This window comes from Kribbella sp. NPDC058693 (genome assembly GCF_042715335.1).
Taxonomy (GTDB): domain Bacteria; phylum Actinomycetota; class Actinomycetes; order Propionibacteriales; family Kribbellaceae; genus Kribbella; species Kribbella jiaozuonensis.
The window spans coordinates 1,792,583-1,810,365 of record NZ_JBHXSQ010000001.1 but is presented as its reverse complement, the minus strand read 5'-3'; the positions used below and the strand labels follow the sequence as shown (position 1 = coordinate 1,810,365).

The following is a 17,783-nucleotide window of genomic DNA, read 5'->3' as shown; positions in this document are numbered from 1 at the left end:
ACGACATGTCAAGAGCTGAGGTGCCACGACCTGACGAGAAGCCATTGATCGCGCTGGTCGAGCGGGCCAATCGCGCGCTGCAGTCCGATATGGTCCGGCGGGCTCATCTCGACGGGCACACCGAGGTGAAGATGGCGCACAACTCGGTCTTCGGCTTTCTGCACACAGATGGCGCCCGGGCCGCGGACATGGCGATGCGGGCGGGGATCACCCGGCAGTCGATGGGTGAGGTGATCCGCGACATGGTCGCGCTCGACCTGCTCGAGATGCGCTCCGATCCGGACGACGGCCGGGCCAAAGTGGTCACCTACTCCGAGCACGGACTGGCCGTGGCCGGCGACGGCTACCAGTACCTGATCGACCTGGAGAAACGCTTCGCCGAGGAGTTCGGCGAGCAGGAGTACGCCGTTGCCCGCGACGTCCTCGCCCGCATCGTCGACGTCCTCGACCAGGTGTCAGCCGAACACGAGGCTCAGATCTCGTCGTCCGCCGGAGGCAAGGTCGGGTAGTCCACGATCGGGTACAGGCCGACGGTGAAGCCGTACGTCGTGTCGCCGGCCCGGGGGAGCTGGTCGAAGTCGTGGACCAGCGCGGCGACCTGCTGCCAGAACTCCTTCGCGCGGTCGGCCGGGATCCGGGCGTGCCGGATCAGCGAGAACATGTCACCCGCGTCGTACGCCGGTTTGGACTCCTCCGCCGCGACCTCGAAGTCGTTGAAATCATGCGGCAACTCCCCGCCCTGGCGGCCGAGCCCGACGTAGAACATCCGCGCCGCGCGCCCGTAGAACCGCTCCTCGATCGCCCGCACCCGCCGGGTCCGGACCACCTGCAGGATGCCGGCGTCGGTCAGCACCTTCACGTGATGCGCGACCGTGCTCTTCGGCCGGCCGACCGCCGTGGCCAGCTCGGTCACCGTCGCGGCCCGCTCGTGCAACAGCCCGAGAATCGTCGTCCGCAACGGGTCGCTGATCGCCCGCACCTGCTCCGCGGTGGTCAGCTCGATGGTGTCCGCCAGCTCGTAGTCCGGCACCGACCTGTTGATCGACATGATGTGAATAGACTAGCATCACGGATTGTTCGAGATATCTGGATCATTGGAGCCAAGATGGCCGAGATCGTGCTGTTCCACCACGCCCAAGGGTTGACCGAGGGGGTGAAGGCGTTCGCCGACGAGCTCCGGCAGGCGGGTCACACCGTGCACACGCCGGACGTCTACGAGGGCAACACCTTCGCGACCCTCGACGAGGGCATCGGATATGCGAAGAAGACCGGCTTCGGGGTGCTCCTGGAGCGCGGCGTCGAAGCCGCGCAGAGCCTGCCCGAGAACCTCGTGTACGCCGGCTTCTCGCTCGGCGTGATGCCTGCGCAACAGCTCACGCAGACCCGTCCGGGTGCTGTCGGCGCGCTCTTCTTCGACTCGTGCCTGCCGGTGGAGGAGTTCGGCACGTGGCCGGACGGTGTGCCGGTGCAGGTGCACGGCATGGACGAGGACCCGTGGTTCGCCGAGGAAGGCGGCGACCTGGACTCTGCCAAAGCCCTGGTCGCCGCCGTCGACACCGCGGAACTGTTCCTCTACCCCGGCAAGGAGCACCTCTTCGCCGACTCGTCGCTCCCCGGATACGACGAGGGTGCCGCCAAGCTGCTGATGCAGCGCACCCTCGACTTCCTCAGCAAGCTCGCTTAAGCCTCAGCCGCTGCGGACTCCACTGCGACCGCGGCGGCCGGAGCCTCGGTCCGACGCGTCGGGATGAAGGATGCGATCGCCAGCGCGGCGAGGGCGGCGCCCGCGCCGATGAGCAGGACGGTGCGGAAGCCGCTCTGCGAGGGCAGCGTGTAGCCGCCGAGGCGGATCGTCAGGTTGGCCAGGATCACGCCGGCGACCGCGCTGGAGACCGAGGTCCCGATCGAGCGCATCAGCGTGTTGAAGCTGTTCGCGGCCGCGGTCTCGGAGACCGGTACGGCGGCCATGATCAGCGCCGGCATCGCGCCGTACGCCAGGCCGATGCCGGCGCCGATCAGCAGTGAGACCAGCACCAGCTCCCAGACCGATCCCATCAGCACGCTGCCCACGGCGTACCCGGCCGCGACCACGACCGCGCCGAGCATCAGCGTGACCTTCGGGCCGCGGGTCCTGGAGATTTTCGCCGAGAACGGCGCGGCGATCAGCATGACCAGTCCGGACGGGCCCATCACCAGACCGGATGCGAGCATCGACTGGCCGAGCCCGAAACCAGTTGCCTTAGGCATCTGCAGCAGCTGCGGCAGCACCAGCGACATGGCGAACATCGCGAACCCGAACACCATCGACGCCAGGTTGGTCAGCAACACCTGCGGACGCGCGGTCGTCCGCAGATCGACGAGCGGCTCGCTGGTACGGCGTTCCCACCAGCCCCAGGCGAGTAGCGCGACGACCGCAAGCGCGAACAGGCCGAGCGTCCGGCCACCGGTCCAGCCCCAGCTCGCGCCCTGAGAGATTGCCAGCAGCAACGAGATCAGGCCGATCGACAGTCCCAGCCCGCCGAGCAGGTCGAACCGGCCGCCGGAGCGTACCGACGACTCCGGGACGAACCGCACTACCAGCCCGAACACGATCACGCCGAGGCCGGCCGACAGCCAGAACAGCGTGTGCCAGTTGAAGTTCTCCGCGAGCAGCGCCGCGAGTGGCAGGCCGAGTGCGCCGCCGACGCCGAGCGAGGCGCTCATCTGCGCGACCGCGGTACCGACCTTCTCGGCCGGCAGTTCGTCGCGCATGATGCTGATGCCGAGCGGGATCACGCCCGCGGCCAGGCCCTGGAGCGCGCGGCCGGCGATCATCGGCACGAGTGAGCTGCTGAGCGCGGCGACGACCGAGCCCGCCACCAGCATGCCGATGCTGATCAGCAGCATCCGGCGCTTGCCGTACATATCGCCGAGGCGGCCCATGATCGGGGTCGCGACCGCGGCCGCGAGCAGGGTCGCGGTGATCGCCCAGGCGGTTCCGGCGGCCGACGCGTTCAGCAGTTTCGGCAGCTCGGGGACCAGCGGGATCACCAGCGTCTGCATCAGCGCGACCGTGATACCGGCCGAGGCGAGCACCGGCACGACAGCGCCGGCCCGCACGGTGGGAGCAGCGGACATCAGCAGCCTCCTGGGCTGAACTAGATAGTTGGTTTCTGCAACCAAAGACTAAGTCAGGCAGTTGACTTAAACAAGTAGGCGAGGCAAGCTGGAAGAGCAACCACGCGGAGGTGATGTCCTGTGACCAAGAGTGACCAGACAGTCAGGGCTGCGCGGGTGAACGCGACCCGGGACCTGATCCTGGCGACGGCTGAGCGGATGTTCGCCGAGCGTGGCGTGCACGAGGTGTCGAACCGCCAGATCAGCGAGGCGGCCGGGCAGGGCAACAACACCGCGGTCGGGTACCACTTCGGGACCAAGACCGACCTGGTCCGGGAGATCGTCCGCAAGCATGCGGTGCCGGTCGAGGAGCGCCGCCGCGAGCTGATCGCGGAGCTCGGCGCGGATCCGTCCGTCCGGGACTGGGTGACAGTGCTGGTCCGGTCGGCGACCGACCACATGAGCAGCCTGGGTCCGCCCAGCTGGCTCGCGCGGTTCAGCGCTCAGCTGATGTACGACCCGTTGCTGCGCGACATCCAGCTCCAGGAGTCGCTGAACTCGCCGACCCTGCAACGCGTCATCGAAGGGCTCGGCGAACACCTCGCGGACCTGCCGCCGGCGGTCCGGATGGAGCGTGGCGACATGGCCCGGCATCTGATCATCCAGATGACCGCGGAGTTCGAGCGAGCGCAGGCCGAGGGTACGCCGACGGCGCGGGCGACCTGGCAGGAGATGGCCGACGGTCTGATCGACGGAATCGTCGGGCTGCTGACCGCACCGGTGAGTTCGTGAGTGTGCTCGTGGTGGGTGCGTCCGCGGCCGGCCTGACAACCGTGGAAGCCCTGCGACGCAAGGGATATCGCGAGCCGATCACGGTCCTCGGCGCCGAGTGGCACCCGCCGTACGACCGGCCGCCGCTGTCGAAACAGTTCCTCTGCGGCGACTGGGACGAGGCACGGACCCGGTTGCGCCCGGACGCGATGCTGTCCGCGCTCGATGCCGACTTCGTCCTCGGCGATCCCGCGGTCGCCCTCGACGTCGAGCAACGCGTCGTCCGAACCGCCGCCGACCGCGCCTTGACAGCTGATGCGGTGGTCATCGCAACCGGCCTGACCCCACGCCGCCTTCCGGGCCCCGAGCTCGAGGGCGTGCATGTACTGCGCACCCTCGATGACGCAGCCGCCCTGCGCAAAGACCTACTGGTAGCTGATCGGGTTGTTGTGGTCGGCGACGGAGTTCTCGGAGCCGAGATCGCCGCCACCGCCCGCAAACTCGGCCGCCAGGTCACGCTGGCCGGCCCGCAGACGTTCCTCCTGGAAAGCCAACTCGGCCCCGTAGTCGGTGCACTGCTAGGGGAACTGCACCGTGCCGAGGGTGTCGACCTTCGACTCGGCACGGCGGTGACCGGGTTGACCGGGTTGACCGGGTTGACCGGGTTGACCGGGGTGGATGGGCGTGTGCGCGGCGTGCAGTTGGCGGATGGTGAGGTGTTGCCGGCTGATGTGGTCGTCGTCGCGTTGGGTGCGGCCCCGGCGACCGAATGGCTGGAGGGGAGTGGGCTTCGGCTCGACAACGGTGTGGTGTGTGACGCGCAGTGCAGAGCCGCGGACGGGATCTATGCGGCCGGTGACGTCGCCCGGTGGCAGCATGAGGATTCCCTTGTCCGCCTGGAGAATCGGACCAACGCGACCGAGCAGGCGCTGTGTGTCGCCGCTAACATCCTCGGCGACGAACAGCCCTACCGCCCGATCCCGTACTTCTGGACCGACCAGTTCACCGTGAAGCTCCAGGTCCACGGCCGCCCGACGGCCGACGCCGAGGTGACCGTTGCTGAGGGCAACATCAGCGACGGCCGGTTCGTCGCCCATTACCGCCGCGGCGATCGTCTCGTCGCGGTGCTCGGTTGGAACATGCCGAAACAGACCCGCCTGCACCGGGAGCACCTGGTGTAACTCGAATACCTCTCTGGGGAAGGATTCGTATGACTACTCCGGTCTATCCGATGACCCGGGCAGAAGGTTGCCCGTTCGACCCGCCGCCGCAGTTGCGCGAACTGCAGGACGAGGCGCCGCTGGTCAAGGTCCGGATCTTCGACACGACCGCCTGGCTGGTCACGCGGTACGACGACCAGCGCACGCTGCTCGCCGATCCGCGACTGAGCTCCGACGTCAACAAACCCGGCTACCCGAACACCGTTGCCCGGGCGATCCCGACCGGCGAGGATGCCGGGATCGGGTTCATCCTGATGGACGACCCGGAGCACGCGCGGCTGCGGCGGATGGTGACCGCGCCGTTCATGATCAAGCGGATCGAGGCGATGCGGCCGCAGGTGCAGGCGATCGTCGACGGGCTGGTGGACGATCTGCTCGCGGGTCCGAAGCCGGTCGACCTCGTCGAGGCGTTCGCGCTGCCGGTGCCGTCGTTGGTGATCTGCCGGCTGCTCGGGGTCCCGTACGACGACCACGAGTTCTTCCAGCAGAACAGCCGCATCCTGATCCGCACGACCGCGTCGGTCGAGGAGCGGACGCAGGCCCGGAACAACATCGGCCGCTACCTGAACGAGCTGATGGGCGAGAAGCTCGCGAACCCGCAGGACGACCTGCTGTCCGGCCTGGGCGAGCGGGTCAAAGCCGGTGAGCTGACTCGCCGGGACGCGGCCGGCATCGGCGTACTGCTGCTGATCGCCGGGCACGAGACGACCGCGAACATGATTGCCCTCGGCACCCTTGCGTTGCTGGAGCACCCGGAGCAGCTCGCCGTACTGCGGGAGACCGACGACCCGAAGGTGGTTGCGGGTGCGGTCGAGGAGCTGTTGCGGTACCTGAACATCACGCACAACGGCCGTCGGCGGGCGGTGCTCGAGGACATCGAGCTGCACGGGCAGGTGATCAAGGCCGGCGAGGGCGTGATCCTCCCGAACGACATCGCGAACCGGGATCCGTCGATGTTCTCCGACCCGGACACGCTGGACGTGCACCGGGACGCGCGGCGGCATGTCGCGTTCGGGTTCGGCGTACATCAATGCCTTGGGCAACCGTTGGCGCGGATGGAGTTGCAGGTCGCGTACAGCACGCTCTACCGCCGGATCCCGACGCTGCGCCGGGCCGTCGAGCTGGACGAGATCCCGTTCAAGCACGACGGCGCCGTGTACGGCGTCTACTCACTCCCCGTGACTTGGTGAAAGGACGACCTATGAAGATCATCGTCGACCAGGACAGGTGCGTCGCCTCCGGCCAGTGCGTGACCGCGGCCGGTGACGTCTTCGACCAGCGGGACGAGGACGGCATCGTCGTACTGCTCACCGACAACCCGCCGGAGGACCTCGCCGCCGACGTACACCAGGCTGCGGCCGTCTGTCCGGCGCTGGCCATCGTCGTCGAGGACTGATCGCGTCTAGAGTGCTGTAGGTGATCAACGGAGCGCATGTGATCATCTACAGCACGGACGCCGAGGCGGACCGTGCGTTCTTCCGCGATGTGCTGGAGTATCCGTCGGTGGATGCCGGGCACGGGTGGCTGATCTTCAAGCTGCCACCGGCCGAGGTGGCGATGCATCCGGCCGAGGCCGCGTCGCACGAGTTGCTGCTGATGTGCGACGACCTCGAGCAGACGATGGCCGACCTGACCTCGCGCGGGGTGGAGTTCTCGCAGCCCGTGGAAAGGCAGCGGTGGGGTGTGCTGACGGCGTTCCGATTGCCGGGTGGTGGCGAGGTCGGGTTGTACGAGCCGCTGCACGAGCGGGCGCATGATCTCTGAGTTCCGTATCCAGGTGCCGGACGAGGACCTGGACGATCTGCGCGCCAGACTGCGACGAATTCGTTGGCCTCGGCAACTACCTGGCGACGGGTGGACGCGCGGGGTGCCGGTCGAGTACCTGCAGCGGGTCGCGGACCGGTGGGCGGCGTACGACTGGCGGTTGTGGGAGGCGCGGCTCAACGAGTATCCGCAGTACACGACGGAGATCGACGGGCAGACGATTCATTTCCTGCAGGTGCGATCGCCGGAAGCGGATGCGTTGCCGTTGGTGCTGACGCATGGGTGGCCGGGGTCGGTGGCGGAGTTCCTCGAGGTGCTCGGCCCGCTGACGGATCCCGCGGCGTACGGCGGGGATCCACGGGATGCGTTTCATGTCGTCGCGCCGTCCGTGCCGGGGCATGGTTTCTCGCTGCCGTTGCAGGACGGCTGGAATCACGGGCGGATCGCGCGGGCCTGGGCGGAGTTGATGCGCCGGCTCGGATACGAGCGGTACGGCGCACAAGGTGGCGACACGGGATCGGTCGTGTCGCCGCTCCTCGGGCAGCTCGATCCGGAGCATGTGGTCGGCGTACATATCAACGGCGGGCTGGCGTTTCCGCCCGTTGAGCCCGGTGATGTTCAGACCGAGGTGGAACGAGAGCGGTTGGCGGCGGCCGAGCGATTGCGTGCAGTTGGGACGGGGTACGCCGACCTGCAGGGGACGCGGCCGCAGACGGTGTCGTACGGGTTGAGCGATTCGCCCGTCGGGCAGTTGGCGTGGATCCTGGAGAAGTTCTGGGAGTGGACCGATCCGGAGCGTGCGCTGCCGGAGGATGCGGTCGACCTGGATCACCTGCTCACTGACGTGTCGATCTACTGGTTCACCAACACCAGCGCGACTGCCGCCAACCTGTACTACGAGAACCGCCGCGCCGCCGACGACATCCGGCCGAGTGTGCCGACCGGCATCGCGGTCTTCCCGACGGATCCCGCGATCCGCCGAGTACTAGACCGCCGGCACCACATCGTCCATTGGTCGGAGTTCACCCGCGGCGGGCATTTCGCGGCTCTCGAGGCTCCCGACCTGCTCGTCGACGACATCCGCGCGTTCTTCCGGCTGGTCCGGTAGCCGCGCCGGCGCGACGAACGTCAGCAGCGTGCCGTCACGTTCGACGGTGGCGTCCGGCCAACGGCGGCGGACCATCCGGATCGAACGTTCGTTGGCCGCGCTCACGACGAACAGGAAATGCTTCGCGCCGGCCGCGATCGCATCAGCGGCGGCGATCGCCAGCATCCGGATCCCCAGCCCACGACGCTGATCGTCCTCACCGATGACGGCGGCGAGCTCGGCCGTCGCCTCGCCGGGCGCCCAGGCCCACATCGCGTGGCCGACGATCGTGTCCTCGCGCGTTGCCACGAAGGCCGAGCCGGTGGGGCACAGCAGCCGCAATAGCAACGCCGCCCGCGGCGGAGAACCGATCGCGGTCTGGAAGCGGAAGTAGCGGCTGAGGTCGGTCAGCCCCGACAGCATCCTGGCCAGCTCGTCCGCGTCGGGTTCGCCGGCGCGACGGACGAGTGGCGGTCTCGCCTGAGTCTGGTTCACGGATTCAGCGTTCCCTGCTTGGCTGAGTCTGTCAAGCGGACTTACCATGAACCCATGAGTACGGTGATCGGTGAGCAGCTGCCCGAGGCGATGAACTGGTCCACGGAGAACTGCACGATCTCGCGGGTGATGGAGATCCTCGGCGACAAGTGGACTTTTCACGTTCTCCGCGAGATCTTCGTCGGCGTCCGCCGGTTCGAGGACATCCGCGCCCGGGCAGGCATCCCGCGCCAGGTCCTCACCGAGCGCCTCGCAGCCCTGATCGAGCGCGGCCTGATCCGCCGCCATCCGTACCGGCTGCCCGGTCAGCGCGAGCGTTCGGAGTACCGGCTGACCGAGGCCGGGCTAGACCTCTACCCGGTGCTGGTGGCAATGATCCAGTGGGGCGACGAGTACCTCCCGCTCGCCGCGGGCGCGCCGATCGAGCCGCGTCACCGCGGCGACTGCGGCGAACGCGTCACCGTCACCATGCACTGCGAGGGCGGCCACGAGCCGACCCCGCGAGAAGTTGCCTTCCGCCCCGGTCCGGGAGCCCAACGGCGCTAGACATCCAAACGTTCGATCGCCTGACGGATCAGCTTTTCGGTTTCGCGGGGCTGGGCTGCGGTGATCGAGACGGCGTCCATCGTGACGACGTACGTGTCGAGTTCTTCGCGCTTGTCGAGATAGACCGCACTGGTCAGGTGCTCGATGTAGACGATGTCCGGAAGGTCGGCGTCGTTGAAGCGGAGCAGGGTGAACGCGCCGCCGGTCGCGGTGTAGCCGCCCTTCGAGAACGGGATGATCTGCAGCGTGACGTTGTGCCGCCGGGACGCGTCGATCAGGTGCTCGAGCTGGGCTTTGAGGATTGCCGGGCTGCCGATCGGACGGCGCAGTACGGCCTCGTCGACGACCGCCCAGAGCCGCGCGGGTCGTTGCCGCGTCAGCACGTCCTGGCGGCTCATTCGCAACGAAACAAGGCGATCCTGCTCGCTCCGCGACAACGGAACGTCCTGCCGGCCGAGCTGCATGACGGCCCGCGCGTACTCCGGTGTCTGCAGCAGACCCGGGACGAACTGCAACTCGAACGTACGAATGAGATCCGCTGCCATCTCGAGCCCGAGATAGGAGTGGAACCACTGCGGCGTGAGGTCGTCGAACCGTTGCCACCAGCCCGGGCTGTTGGCCTCACGGGCCAATGTCAGCAGGCGTTCGCGCTCGTCGTCGTCCTCGACCTTGTAGAGCGTGAGCAGGTCGTCGACGTCACGCACCTTGAAGCCGACCCGGCCGAGCTCGAGCCGGCTGATCTTGGATTCGGAGCCGCGGATCGCCCAGCCCGCATCGGTCCGGCTGATCTGCGCTTCCTCGCGAAGCCGGCGCAGGTGCACGCCAAGCATGATGCGCAGGGCGGTCGGGCCGCCGTACGCGCCAGGCTCGGTCACCTCATGCCTCCCAGCCGCTGTCCCCGTGGTGTCCCGATGCAACAGCTGATCATTTCACAACAGATAGTGACCTCGTCCACCCCGACGCGCAGATACGGTGTGTCCAACGGGCCCTACGGTCAGTAGAGTCGGCCTCACAGATTTCCGACCACTCTCTGCGAGGTCCACCCGATGCCCGATGCCAAACAGGCACCCAGTTCTATCCCCGTCGGCGTCGACACCAGCCGGGCCAGCATCGCCCGGGTCTACGACGCCTTCTTGGGCGGCAAGGACAACTTCGAGGTCGACCGCGAGGTACTGCGTGGGGTGCAGGCCGCCGCGCCGCAGGCCCAGGACCTGGCCTGGTCGAACCGGAACTTCCTGATCCGCTCGTGCCGGTTCCTGGCCGGTCAGGCAGGTATCACGCAGTACCTTGACTGCGGATCCGGTCTGCCGACCGCCGAGAACACCCACCAGGTCGTGCAGCGGATCCAGCCCGAGGCCAAGGTGCTCTACATCGACAACGACCCGGTGGTGCTCGCGCACGGCCGCGCGCTGCTCGAGGAGAACGAGAACACGCTGTTCGTCAGCGCCGACATCTTCGAGCCGGACGAGGTGCTGAGCAGGCCCGAGGTGCGTGAGTTCCTCGACTTCAGCCAGCCGATCGCCGTGATCCAGGCCGGCACGCTGCACCACTACATCGGCACCGAGGGTGCACAGATCATGCAGAAGTACGTCGACGCGGTGGTGCCCGGGTCGTATACGGTGATTTCGCACTTCTACGACCCGGAGACTCCGGAGCACACCGCGGTCGCCCAGAAGATGGAGGAGAAGTTCATCCACAGCCCGATGGGCAGCGGCCGGTTCCGCACCCGCAAGGAGCTGATGGAGTTCTTCCCGGACCAGGAGCTGGTGCCGCCGGGCCTGGTGCTCTGCGACGACTGGTGGCCGGACGGCCCGCGGCTCAAGCCGCTGAACCAGGTCGAGGAGTGCATCGTCGGCGGGGTCGGCCGCAAGCTCTGACCCAAGGTCATTGTGACGCCCGGGACCACCTCGGTCCCGGGCGTCATGTTCTTCAGAACGTCCAGCGCTGCGCCGCCGAATTGTTGCATGAGGCAACGGTTACCGGATTGCCGAGGGCACCTGGTGCGGTCAGACACAATCCGTTGGCGCGGATGGTGCCGTCGCCGGGCTGCGTCCACTGCTGGTTGGCGCCGCCGTGGCAGCTGTAGAGGATCACGGCGCCGGCTTGCGTCGCGCTCGAGTCGAGACAGCTGAACTGGGCGTGGAACGTCTTGTTCTCCGCATGCACCCAGTTCTGGTTGTCGTTGCCGGTGCAGGAGTACAGCAGGATCGTCGTACCGTCCGAGCCGGAGACGTCGAGGCAGCCGCCGCTGCCGCGGATGTCGCCGGAGGCCGAGTTGCCGATGCCGTTCTCCTGGACGGCTGTCGAACCGTTGAGTGTGACCTGGCTGTCGGCCGCGCAGCCGGTGCTTTCCGAGCTGCCGGTGAAGTGTGCGGTGAGGCTGCCGCTGGTCGGCAGGTTCATCGTCAGCTTCGAGTACGGCTCGTCGTCGCAGGTGGCCTTGTCGTTGTTCCAGTCGAAGTACTCGGTCCAGCTCACCATTCCTGACGTACTGATCGTGTTGCCGGCGCCGGTCTGCAGGCTGCCGAGTTTGAACGACGTACCAGCCGTGAGGTCGCGGACGGTCACGCCGTACCAGCCGCTGCCTTCGCTGGCGACGGCGAACGCGTACGTGTGGCCGGGTGTCGGGGCTCGGTCGAGGCGGCAGCTGCCGCCGGTGCCGTCCTCCTGGAACTTGATGCAGTACGTGCCGGCGTCGCCGACGCGCATGTCGGTCGAGTTCCAGAGCGAGTAGAGGAACATGCCGCCGCCGTCGCGGTGGGTCTGCATGCCGGTGTACCCGCCGACGTCGCCGCCGGTGAAGTCGAACTGGTTGGACCAGTAGACGTTCGCGCGCCCGGGGGAGTTGTTGATCGTCATCCGGAACTCGGCCTGGGTGAGCGAGGCGGTGTCGAACGTGTAGTTGACGTACGTGCCGGGCGTGACGCCGATCGCCGACGCACTACCAGGGACGAGGGCGGCTGCGAGGCCGAGAAGGGCGCACAGCAGTAGGGATTTGAGTCTCATCGGGGGTGCTACCTCCAAGCGAAGTGGGGCGGACTTCGACCAGAGAGCTCTCTCGACTTGATGATGCGCAGACGTGCGCGGAGTTGTCCAGAGGTGAGCGGTTAACGTTACACATGCTCGGAAACGAGCGTGGCCGCTGTGCCTTCCTCGAGAGCCTGGAAGACGTGCGGGAGGTCGCCGGGGTAGGCGATGTAGTCGCCGGGGAAAAGCTCGACCGGGTCGTCGGTCGGCCCGACGAGGGCGCGGCCGGAGCCGAGGACGACATGCTCGACAACGCCGGGCATGTGGGGCTCGGACTTCCGGCCCGGGCCGGGGGAGGCGACGATGCGGTAGATGTCGCGGCGCGCGTTCGGTGGGCTGGACGCGACCAGGGTGGCGCTGTAGTCCGCCTGGTCGGAGTAGATGGCCGGGCCTTCGCCGGCGCGGATGATCTGCACCTTCGGGCGCGGCGGGTCGAGGAGCGCCGCGAACGGGGTGTCGAGTGCAACGGCCAACGCCCACAGGGTTTCCACGCTGGGGTTGCCGGTGCCGGACTCCAGTTGCGACAGCGTGGACTTCGCGACGCCGGCGCGTTTCGCCACCTCGGTGAGGGAGAGGCCGGTCCGGGCGCGGTGCCGGCGCAGGGACGCGGCGATCACGTCCAGTGGTGCCCTGTTGTCCATCGCGTGTTCGCTCCATCGGTCTGGTTGTTCGGCTTGACGAACGGGAGGATCGTTGTTCATCATAATGCCCATGCGTTCGATTTGGCGAACACTCGATCGGGGACTCGCCCGCGATATTGCCTTGGTCTGCCTGGCCGACGGTGTCGTGGGCCTTTCGTACGGCGCGATCAGCGTCGGCGGCGGGCTGCCGTTGTGGGTGCCGATCCTGCTCTCGATCGTAGTCTTCGCGGGTGCGTCGCAGTTCCTGTTCGTCGGGATCGTCGCGGCCGGCGGCAGCCCGATCGCGGCGATGATCGCGGGACTGCTGGTGAACAGCCGGCACGTCGCGTTCGGACTGGCGGTCAGCGATGTGATCGGCAGCGGGTGGCGGCGGTTCCCGGGCAGTCATGTGATGACGGACGAGAACGTCGCATTCGCGATGGGACAGGACGAGCTGGAGCAGAAGCGGGCGGCGTACTGGGCCGGCGGCATCGGCATCTTCGTCTGCTGGAACATCGGCGTCGTGGTCGGTGGGCTGGCCGGGTCGGTGATCACCGATACCGATGTGTTCGGGCTGGACGCGGCGTTCCCTGCGGTCCTGCTCGCACTCGTACTGCCGTCCCTGCGCGACCGGTCGACGCGGACGGCGGCGCTCATCGGTGTCGTGGTGGCGCTGGCGGCGACTCCGTTCCTGCCGGCCGGTCTGCCTGTCCTCTTCGCCCTGGTCGGCTTGCTCTTCTACCGCGCCGAGAAGCCCGCCCTGGAGGTGGCCGGATGACGAACACCCCGCTCCTGCTGGTCGGCATCGGAGTACTTGCCGTAGGCACCTTTTCGCTCAGGTTCGCGGGCCCGGCGTTACGGAGCCGGTTCGAGATACCGGAACGCGCGCAACAGTTGCTCGCGGCGGCCGCGATCGTACTGCTGACTGCCCTGGTCGCGACCTCAGCGCTGACCGAAGGCCATGGCCCCGCTGGAGTTGCACGGCCGGCGGGGGTGCTCGTCGGTGGAGTGCTGGCTTGGCGGAAGGCGCCGTTCGTACTGGTCGTGGTAGCCGCAGCGGCGACCGCAGCCGGGCTCAGGCTGCTTGGCGTGCCGTAGCAGGTACCGTGCGGGCATGACCATGCAGCCCGGCATGCCGATGCCAGCGCCGAAGAAGTCGGTTCTTCCGATGATCGCCATCGCCTGTTTCGTCGTCGGTGCTCTGCTGGTCGGGTTCTTCGTCTGGCGGATCGTCGTGACGGCGCCGCACACGCCGCAGCCGATCGAGTCCGGGCGGGTCGAGCTGAAGGAGGAGGGGCTGACGATCTACTCGTCCGTCCCGGTGCTGACCCCGCCGTGCAAGGCGCAGGACGCCGACGGCAACGACGTACCGCTCAAGCGCGAGACGGGATCGGAGACGATCACGATCAACGGCAACAGCTGGTACGTCGTCGCCCGCTCGGCGCAGACCGTACCGGCCGGGGTCTACAGCATCTCGTGCACCGACGACGAGACCAGCGCGACGTACGCCGCCGGCCCGAAGTCGTCGGTCGTCGCGTTCGTGCTGTCGATCCTCGGCGCGATCTTCTCGTTCCTGGTCTTCGCCGGCCTCGGCATCGTCTTCCTGATCATCTGGGCAGTCCGCAGGGGCCGTCGCAACCGCCCCGCCCAACCAGGTGCCCCAGGCAACTATCCGCCACCGGGCTATCCCCAGCAGCCGAACTCCAACTTCCCACCGCCCCCGCCGTACAACCCAGGTCCGAACCCGGACCGCCCGCAGGACCGGTGACCGCGATGGATCTCGACTGGGCCGGGTGCCGGAACGCGCGTGATGTCGGCGGGTTGCCGACCGCGGACGGGCGGGTGATTCGCGAAGGGGTGCTGATCCGGTCGGAGAGTTTGCAGTATCTGACCGATGAAGGCGTGGAGGCGGTACGGCGGGCCGGGGTCGGGCGGATCCTTGATCTGCGCGGGGACGGCGAGGTCGCGGCGTTCCCGACGCCGTTCACCGGTACGGCGTTGGCGGTGCGGCAGGCGTTGCAGGATCCGGCGGATCCGGATCACGGGCAGCCCACCATCGTCGAGGCGTGTACGTGGATGCTCGATCGGCGGCCGGAGCTGTTCGCGGCCGCGGTGAAGGCGATCGCGGACGAGGAGGACGGCGCGGTGGTCGTGCACTGCCACGGCGGGAAGGACCGGACCGGGATGGTCGTCGCGCTCGCGCTCAGCGTGGCCGGCGTACCGGAAGAAGAGATCGTTGCCGACTACTTCCTGACCCAGGAGCGGCTCGCGCCGTGGCTGGAGGAGCAGTTGGCCGCGGAGCCCGATACGTCCAAGCATCCGGAGATGATCGAGTTCCGCGACACCCGGGCCGAGTCGATCGTCGCGATCCTGCGTCACCTCGACACGACGTACGGCGGACCCGAGGCATACCTGCTGCATGGTGGTCTTACCGGTGAGGACCTCGCGAAACTGAGAGCCCGCTTGGTCGACTGACCTGCGTCACGATCGGATCACACAGCGCAGTACATTGGCGCAATGCCGACCGCCGCAGAGCCGACCGGGGTAGACGACCCCGCGGCCTTGGCCGAACGCTACGGACTCTCCAAGAGCTCGATCCGCCCCCCGCTCAGCTCGTATCTCCGTGAGCTGTGGAGCCGTCGCCAGTTCGTCCTCAGTTACGCCACCGCACGCACCTACGCCATGTACGCCGGAGCGCGCCTCGGCTCGATCTGGCAGGTGCTGACGCCGCTGCTCAACGCCGGGGTGTACTACCTCGCCTTCGGTGTCCTGCTCGGCACCAAGAACGGGATCGACAACTACGTCGCGTTCCTGCTCAGCGGGATCTTCGTCTTCACGTTCACGCAGCGCTGCATGACCGAGGGGTCGCGCTCGCTCGCGCTGAACCTCTCGCTGATCCGTACGCTGCACTTCCCGCGTGCGACCCTCCCGCTCGCCTACGTGCTGAACGAGCTGAACCAGATGCTGGTCTCACTCGCGATCCTGTTCGTCGTGGTCGGGTTCACCGACGGGCCGGCCTGGCGCTGGTTCCTGATCGCGCCGGCGATGGTGCTGCAGATGATGTTCAACATCGGCATCACGCTGGTCTTCGCGCGGATCGGCACGTTCGTCTCCGACATCACCCAGCTGCTGCCGTTCGTCACCCGGACCTGGCTGTACGCGTCCGGGATCTTCTTCTCGCTGCCGTCCAAGCTCGAGGAGCTGAATGCGCCGGCCTGGGTCGTCCAGGTGCTCGCGTTCAACCCGATCTCGGCGTACATCGACATCGTCCGGCGATCGCTGCTCCAGGAGCACAAGCAGAACGAGTTGCCGCACGCCTGGACGATCGCGATCGTGTGGTCGTTCGTGATGCTGGTCGCCGGGTTCTGGTACTTCTGGCAGGCGGAGGACCGTTATGGCCGCGGCTGAACCGACCGTCATCGCCGACAAGCTCGACATCATCTACAAGGTGATCGCCGGCCAGGGCGGCAAGGGTACGGCGGCGACCGCGCTGCGGCGGATCCTGAAACGGCAGGACCGGCCGACGATCCGCGAAGTACACGCGGTCAAGAGCGTCAGCTTCACCGCGAACAAGGGCGACGCGATCGGCGTGATCGGCCGCAACGGCTCGGGCAAGTCGACGCTGCTGCGCGCGATCGCCGGCCTGCTGCCGCCCGCGTCCGGCGCCGTCTACACCGGCGGCCGGCCGTCGCTGCTGGGCGTGAACGCGGCGATGATGAACGACCTCACCGGCGACCGCAACGTGGTCCTCGGCTGCCTCGCGATGGGCATGTCTCCGGCCGAGGTCCAGCGCCGGTACGACGAGATCGTGGAGTTCTCCGGGATCGGCGACTTCATCGACCTGCCGATGTCGACGTACTCGTCCGGGATGGCGGCGCGGCTCAAGTTCGCGATCGCGTCCGCGAAGACGCACGACATCCTGCTCGTCGACGAGGCGCTGGCCACCGGCGACGCCGAGTTCCGGGTGCGGTCCGAGCGCAAGATCAAGGAACTCCGGGACCAGGCCGGCACGGTCTTCCTGGTCAGCCACAGCCTCGAGGTGGTCCAGGAGACGTGCAACCGCGCGATCTGGCTGGATGCCGGCGTACTGCGCCTCGACGGCTCGGTCAACGAGGTCGTCGAGGCCTACATCAAGTCGACCCGGGCCGGCTAGACGGCCTTCGGCTTCTCCCGGAGGCCGATCAGGAAGCCCAGACCCCACGAGACGTGCATGGTCGCGCAGACCAGCGGCATCCAGAACAGGGCCTTCCAGGGCAGGTAGCGGCCTTCCATCGCCGACCCGAAGATCAGCAGCAGCGCGTAGCCCAGCGGCGCGATGAAGCCGAGGTCGAGCCAGCTGACGCCGGTGGCCAGGCCGACGATGCCGAGGATCGTGCCGACGGCCAGCAGGATGACCGCGACCGGCGGCGCCAGGTACCGCTTGTTGGCGGTCTCCGGGTGCCGGCGGATCACCTCGCGGCGCCACTGACCGGTGTGGAAGAACTGCTTCGCCACCGCGGACAGCGACGAGCGCGGCCGGTACGTGACCGAGAGGTCCGGGGTGAACCAGATCAGCCCACCGGTCTTGCGGATCCGGTAGTTGAGCTCCCAGTCCTGGGCCCGGTGCATGGTCTCGTCGAAGCCGCCGACCCGCTCCAGCGCGGCCCGTCGGAACACACCGAGGTACACGGTGTCGGCCGGCCCGGCCTTGCCGCCCTGGTGGAACGTGGACGCACCCAGACCCAGCCGCGATCGGTACGCGCAGGCGACCGCCATCTCGGTCGGGGTCCGGCCCTCGGCCGCCATCACGCCGCCGACGTTGTCCGCGCCGCTCTCGTCCAGCACCTCGACCGCGCGGGTGATGTACCCGTCGGTGAGCGCGCCGTGCCCGTCGACCCGGACCAGGATGTCGTGCTTGGCGTGGGCGATACCGACGTTCAGCGCGGCCGGCGTCTTGCCGGTCGGGTTCGGCACGATGCTGATCCGGTGATCCTTCTCGGCCAGCTTGTCCGCGATCTCCTGGGTCCGGTCCTTGCTCGGGCCGATCGCGAGGACGACCTCCAGCTCACCGGGATAGTCCTGCTCGAGGACGCGGCCGACCGCCTCCTCGAGATGGCGTTCCTCGTTCAGCACGGGCATCACGACGGATACGGGTGGCCAGTGGGACAGCGGCATATC

General features: G+C 67.8%; 22 protein-coding genes and 1 pseudogene. 16 read left to right on the top strand and 7 right to left on the bottom strand.

Annotated features, from left to right (window positions below; translation table 11 throughout):
- Positions 1–5 precede the first annotated feature (5 nt).
- On the top strand, positions 6–509 hold the full coding sequence (locus ACFWUU_RS08655; protein WP_380173886.1) for a MarR family winged helix-turn-helix transcriptional regulator: 504 nt from the start codon (positions 6–8) through the stop codon (positions 507–509).
- Here ACFWUU_RS08655 and ACFWUU_RS08650 read toward each other — a convergent pair.
- Positions 473–1,048, bottom strand: coding sequence for a transcriptional regulator (locus ACFWUU_RS08650; protein ID WP_137252935.1), 576 nt, complete (start codon positions 1,046–1,048; stop codon positions 473–475). The two genes, ACFWUU_RS08655 and ACFWUU_RS08650, sit on opposite strands and share 37 nt — an antisense overlap.
- A gap of 57 nt (positions 1,049–1,105) precedes the next feature.
- On the opposite strand from ACFWUU_RS08650, the gene ACFWUU_RS08645 reads away from it, so the two are divergent.
- Positions 1,106–1,684 carry a dienelactone hydrolase family protein gene (locus ACFWUU_RS08645; RefSeq protein WP_380173884.1) on the top strand — a complete coding sequence of 193 codons (579 nt, stop codon included), beginning with the start codon at positions 1,106–1,108 and terminating at the stop codon, positions 1,682–1,684.
- Here ACFWUU_RS08645 and ACFWUU_RS08640 read toward each other — a convergent pair.
- A complete protein-coding gene (locus ACFWUU_RS08640; protein ID WP_380173882.1) occupies positions 1,681–3,117 on the bottom strand; it encodes an MFS transporter in 1,437 nt (478 codons plus the stop codon). The two genes, ACFWUU_RS08645 and ACFWUU_RS08640, sit on opposite strands and share 4 nt — an antisense overlap.
- A gap of 120 nt (positions 3,118–3,237) precedes the next feature.
- Between ACFWUU_RS08640 and ACFWUU_RS08635 the strand changes: the two genes are divergently transcribed.
- The 6 genes from ACFWUU_RS08635 to ACFWUU_RS08610 are packed head-to-tail and all read left to right on the top strand — an operon-like array spanning position 3,238 to position 7,959.
- Positions 3,238–3,888, top strand: coding sequence for a TetR/AcrR family transcriptional regulator (locus ACFWUU_RS08635; protein ID WP_380173880.1), 651 nt, complete (start codon positions 3,238–3,240; stop codon positions 3,886–3,888).
- Positions 3,885–5,048 (top strand): NAD(P)/FAD-dependent oxidoreductase, encoded by a 1,164-nt coding sequence (locus ACFWUU_RS08630; protein ID WP_380173878.1) that lies wholly within the window; start codon positions 3,885–3,887, stop codon positions 5,046–5,048. Before ACFWUU_RS08635 ends, ACFWUU_RS08630 begins: the two co-directional genes overlap by 4 nt.
- Before the next feature lie 29 nt (positions 5,049–5,077).
- Complete coding sequence (locus ACFWUU_RS08625) at positions 5,078–6,277, top strand: cytochrome P450 (protein ID WP_380173876.1); 1,200 nt, start codon at positions 5,078–5,080, stop codon at positions 6,275–6,277.
- Positions 6,278–6,288: 11 nt separating this feature from the next.
- A complete protein-coding gene (locus ACFWUU_RS08620; RefSeq protein WP_137252939.1) occupies positions 6,289–6,483 on the top strand; it encodes a ferredoxin in 195 nt (64 codons plus the stop codon).
- A 20-nt stretch (positions 6,484–6,503) separates the two neighbouring features.
- Complete coding sequence (locus ACFWUU_RS08615; protein WP_380173874.1) at positions 6,504–6,851, top strand: VOC family protein; 348 nt, start codon at positions 6,504–6,506, stop codon at positions 6,849–6,851.
- Positions 6,841–7,959, top strand: a complete 1,119-nt coding sequence (locus ACFWUU_RS08610; RefSeq protein WP_380173872.1) for an epoxide hydrolase family protein — start codon at positions 6,841–6,843, stop codon at positions 7,957–7,959. Before ACFWUU_RS08615 ends, ACFWUU_RS08610 begins: the two co-directional genes overlap by 11 nt.
- Positions 7,960–8,037: 78 nt before the next feature.
- Here ACFWUU_RS08610 and ACFWUU_RS08605 read toward each other — a convergent pair.
- Positions 8,038–8,361, bottom strand: a pseudogene (locus ACFWUU_RS08605) (GNAT family N-acetyltransferase); the annotation flags it as partial.
- A 126-nt stretch (positions 8,362–8,487) separates the two neighbouring features.
- Here ACFWUU_RS08605 and ACFWUU_RS08600 point away from each other — a divergent pair.
- Complete coding sequence (locus ACFWUU_RS08600) at positions 8,488–8,979, top strand: winged helix-turn-helix transcriptional regulator (RefSeq protein ID WP_380173870.1); 492 nt, start codon at positions 8,488–8,490, stop codon at positions 8,977–8,979.
- Here the strand turns inward: ACFWUU_RS08600 and ACFWUU_RS08595 are convergent.
- Positions 8,976–9,854, bottom strand: coding sequence for a helix-turn-helix domain-containing protein (locus ACFWUU_RS08595; protein ID WP_380173868.1), 879 nt, complete (start codon positions 9,852–9,854; stop codon positions 8,976–8,978). The genes ACFWUU_RS08600 and ACFWUU_RS08595 overlap by 4 nt on opposite strands.
- Positions 9,855–10,025: 171 nt before the next feature.
- On the opposite strand from ACFWUU_RS08595, the gene ACFWUU_RS08590 reads away from it, so the two are divergent.
- Complete coding sequence (locus ACFWUU_RS08590) at positions 10,026–10,856, top strand: SAM-dependent methyltransferase (RefSeq protein WP_137252943.1); 831 nt, start codon at positions 10,026–10,028, stop codon at positions 10,854–10,856.
- Between the two features lie 52 nt (positions 10,857–10,908).
- Here ACFWUU_RS08590 and ACFWUU_RS08585 read toward each other — a convergent pair whose 3' ends face one another.
- Together ACFWUU_RS08585 and ACFWUU_RS08580 are read right to left on the bottom strand one after the other, a co-directional pair.
- Complete coding sequence (locus ACFWUU_RS08585) at positions 10,909–11,985, bottom strand: ricin-type beta-trefoil lectin domain protein (protein ID WP_380173866.1); 1,077 nt, start codon at positions 11,983–11,985, stop codon at positions 10,909–10,911.
- 107 nt (positions 11,986–12,092) lie between these two features.
- Complete coding sequence (locus ACFWUU_RS08580; RefSeq protein WP_137252945.1) at positions 12,093–12,647, bottom strand: helix-turn-helix domain-containing protein; 555 nt, start codon at positions 12,645–12,647, stop codon at positions 12,093–12,095.
- 70 nt (positions 12,648–12,717) lie between these two features.
- Between ACFWUU_RS08580 and ACFWUU_RS08575 the strand changes: the two genes are divergently transcribed.
- From ACFWUU_RS08575 to ACFWUU_RS08550, 6 genes are read left to right on the top strand one after another with little or no spacing between them, the layout of a single operon-like run.
- Positions 12,718–13,404, top strand: coding sequence for an AzlC family ABC transporter permease (locus ACFWUU_RS08575; protein ID WP_137252946.1), 687 nt, complete (start codon positions 12,718–12,720; stop codon positions 13,402–13,404).
- Complete coding sequence (locus ACFWUU_RS08570; RefSeq protein WP_380173864.1) at positions 13,401–13,724, top strand: AzlD domain-containing protein; 324 nt, start codon at positions 13,401–13,403, stop codon at positions 13,722–13,724. The genes ACFWUU_RS08575 and ACFWUU_RS08570 overlap by 4 nt, the downstream gene beginning before the upstream one ends.
- 16 nt (positions 13,725–13,740) lie before the next feature.
- Positions 13,741–14,394: a hypothetical protein gene (locus ACFWUU_RS08565; protein WP_380173862.1), complete on the top strand. Its 654-nt coding sequence runs from the start codon at positions 13,741–13,743 to the stop codon at positions 14,392–14,394.
- Between the two features lie 5 nt (positions 14,395–14,399).
- Positions 14,400–15,101: a tyrosine-protein phosphatase gene (locus tag ACFWUU_RS08560; protein WP_380173860.1), complete on the top strand. Its 702-nt coding sequence runs from the start codon at positions 14,400–14,402 to the stop codon at positions 15,099–15,101.
- A 42-nt stretch (positions 15,102–15,143) separates the two neighbouring features.
- The gene (locus ACFWUU_RS08555) at positions 15,144–16,034 is read left to right on the top strand and encodes an ABC transporter permease (RefSeq protein WP_137252949.1); all 891 of its coding nucleotides are present in this window, start codon (positions 15,144–15,146) and stop codon (positions 16,032–16,034) included.
- Positions 16,021–16,779, top strand: coding sequence for an ABC transporter ATP-binding protein (locus tag ACFWUU_RS08550; RefSeq protein ID WP_380173858.1), 759 nt, complete (start codon positions 16,021–16,023; stop codon positions 16,777–16,779). The genes ACFWUU_RS08555 and ACFWUU_RS08550 overlap by 14 nt, the downstream gene beginning before the upstream one ends.
- Here the strand turns inward: ACFWUU_RS08550 and ACFWUU_RS08545 are convergent.
- Complete coding sequence (locus ACFWUU_RS08545; RefSeq protein WP_137252951.1) at positions 16,776–17,780, bottom strand: glycosyltransferase family 2 protein; 1,005 nt, start codon at positions 17,778–17,780, stop codon at positions 16,776–16,778. The genes ACFWUU_RS08550 and ACFWUU_RS08545 overlap by 4 nt on opposite strands.
- Positions 17,781–17,783: the final 3 nt, after the last annotated feature.

Bases quoted from the DNA above. Each gene is read 5' to 3' on its own strand.
- ACFWUU_RS08655 (WP_380173886.1), top strand. From the start codon at position 6: ATGTCAAGAGCTGAGGTGCCACGACCTGACGAGAAGCCATTGATCGCG.
- ACFWUU_RS08650 (WP_137252935.1), bottom strand. From the start codon at position 1,048: ATGTCGATCAACAGGTCGGTGCCGGACTACGAGCTGGCGGACACCATC.
- ACFWUU_RS08645 (WP_380173884.1), top strand. From the start codon at position 1,106: ATGGCCGAGATCGTGCTGTTCCACCACGCCCAAGGGTTGACCGAGGGG.
- ACFWUU_RS08640 (WP_380173882.1), bottom strand. From the start codon at position 3,117: ATGTCCGCTGCTCCCACCGTGCGGGCCGGCGCTGTCGTGCCGGTGCTC.
- ACFWUU_RS08625 (WP_380173876.1), top strand. From the start codon at position 5,078: ATGACTACTCCGGTCTATCCGATGACCCGGGCAGAAGGTTGCCCGTTC.
- ACFWUU_RS08620 (WP_137252939.1), top strand. From the start codon at position 6,289: ATGAAGATCATCGTCGACCAGGACAGGTGCGTCGCCTCCGGCCAGTGC.
- ACFWUU_RS08610 (WP_380173872.1), top strand. From the start codon at position 6,841: ATGATCTCTGAGTTCCGTATCCAGGTGCCGGACGAGGACCTGGACGAT.
- ACFWUU_RS08600 (WP_380173870.1), top strand. From the start codon at position 8,488: ATGAGTACGGTGATCGGTGAGCAGCTGCCCGAGGCGATGAACTGGTCC.
- ACFWUU_RS08590 (WP_137252943.1), top strand. From the start codon at position 10,026: ATGCCCGATGCCAAACAGGCACCCAGTTCTATCCCCGTCGGCGTCGAC.
- ACFWUU_RS08585 (WP_380173866.1), bottom strand. From the start codon at position 11,985: ATGAGACTCAAATCCCTACTGCTGTGCGCCCTTCTCGGCCTCGCAGCC.
- ACFWUU_RS08580 (WP_137252945.1), bottom strand. From the start codon at position 12,647: ATGGACAACAGGGCACCACTGGACGTGATCGCCGCGTCCCTGCGCCGG.
- ACFWUU_RS08575 (WP_137252946.1), top strand. From the start codon at position 12,718: ATGCGTTCGATTTGGCGAACACTCGATCGGGGACTCGCCCGCGATATT.
- ACFWUU_RS08570 (WP_380173864.1), top strand. From the start codon at position 13,401: ATGACGAACACCCCGCTCCTGCTGGTCGGCATCGGAGTACTTGCCGTA.
- ACFWUU_RS08565 (WP_380173862.1), top strand. From the start codon at position 13,741: ATGACCATGCAGCCCGGCATGCCGATGCCAGCGCCGAAGAAGTCGGTT.
- ACFWUU_RS08560 (WP_380173860.1), top strand. From the start codon at position 14,400: ATGGATCTCGACTGGGCCGGGTGCCGGAACGCGCGTGATGTCGGCGGG.
- ACFWUU_RS08555 (WP_137252949.1), top strand. From the start codon at position 15,144: ATGCCGACCGCCGCAGAGCCGACCGGGGTAGACGACCCCGCGGCCTTG.
- ACFWUU_RS08550 (WP_380173858.1), top strand. From the start codon at position 16,021: ATGGCCGCGGCTGAACCGACCGTCATCGCCGACAAGCTCGACATCATC.
- ACFWUU_RS08545 (WP_137252951.1), bottom strand. From the start codon at position 17,780: ATGCCGCTGTCCCACTGGCCACCCGTATCCGTCGTGATGCCCGTGCTG.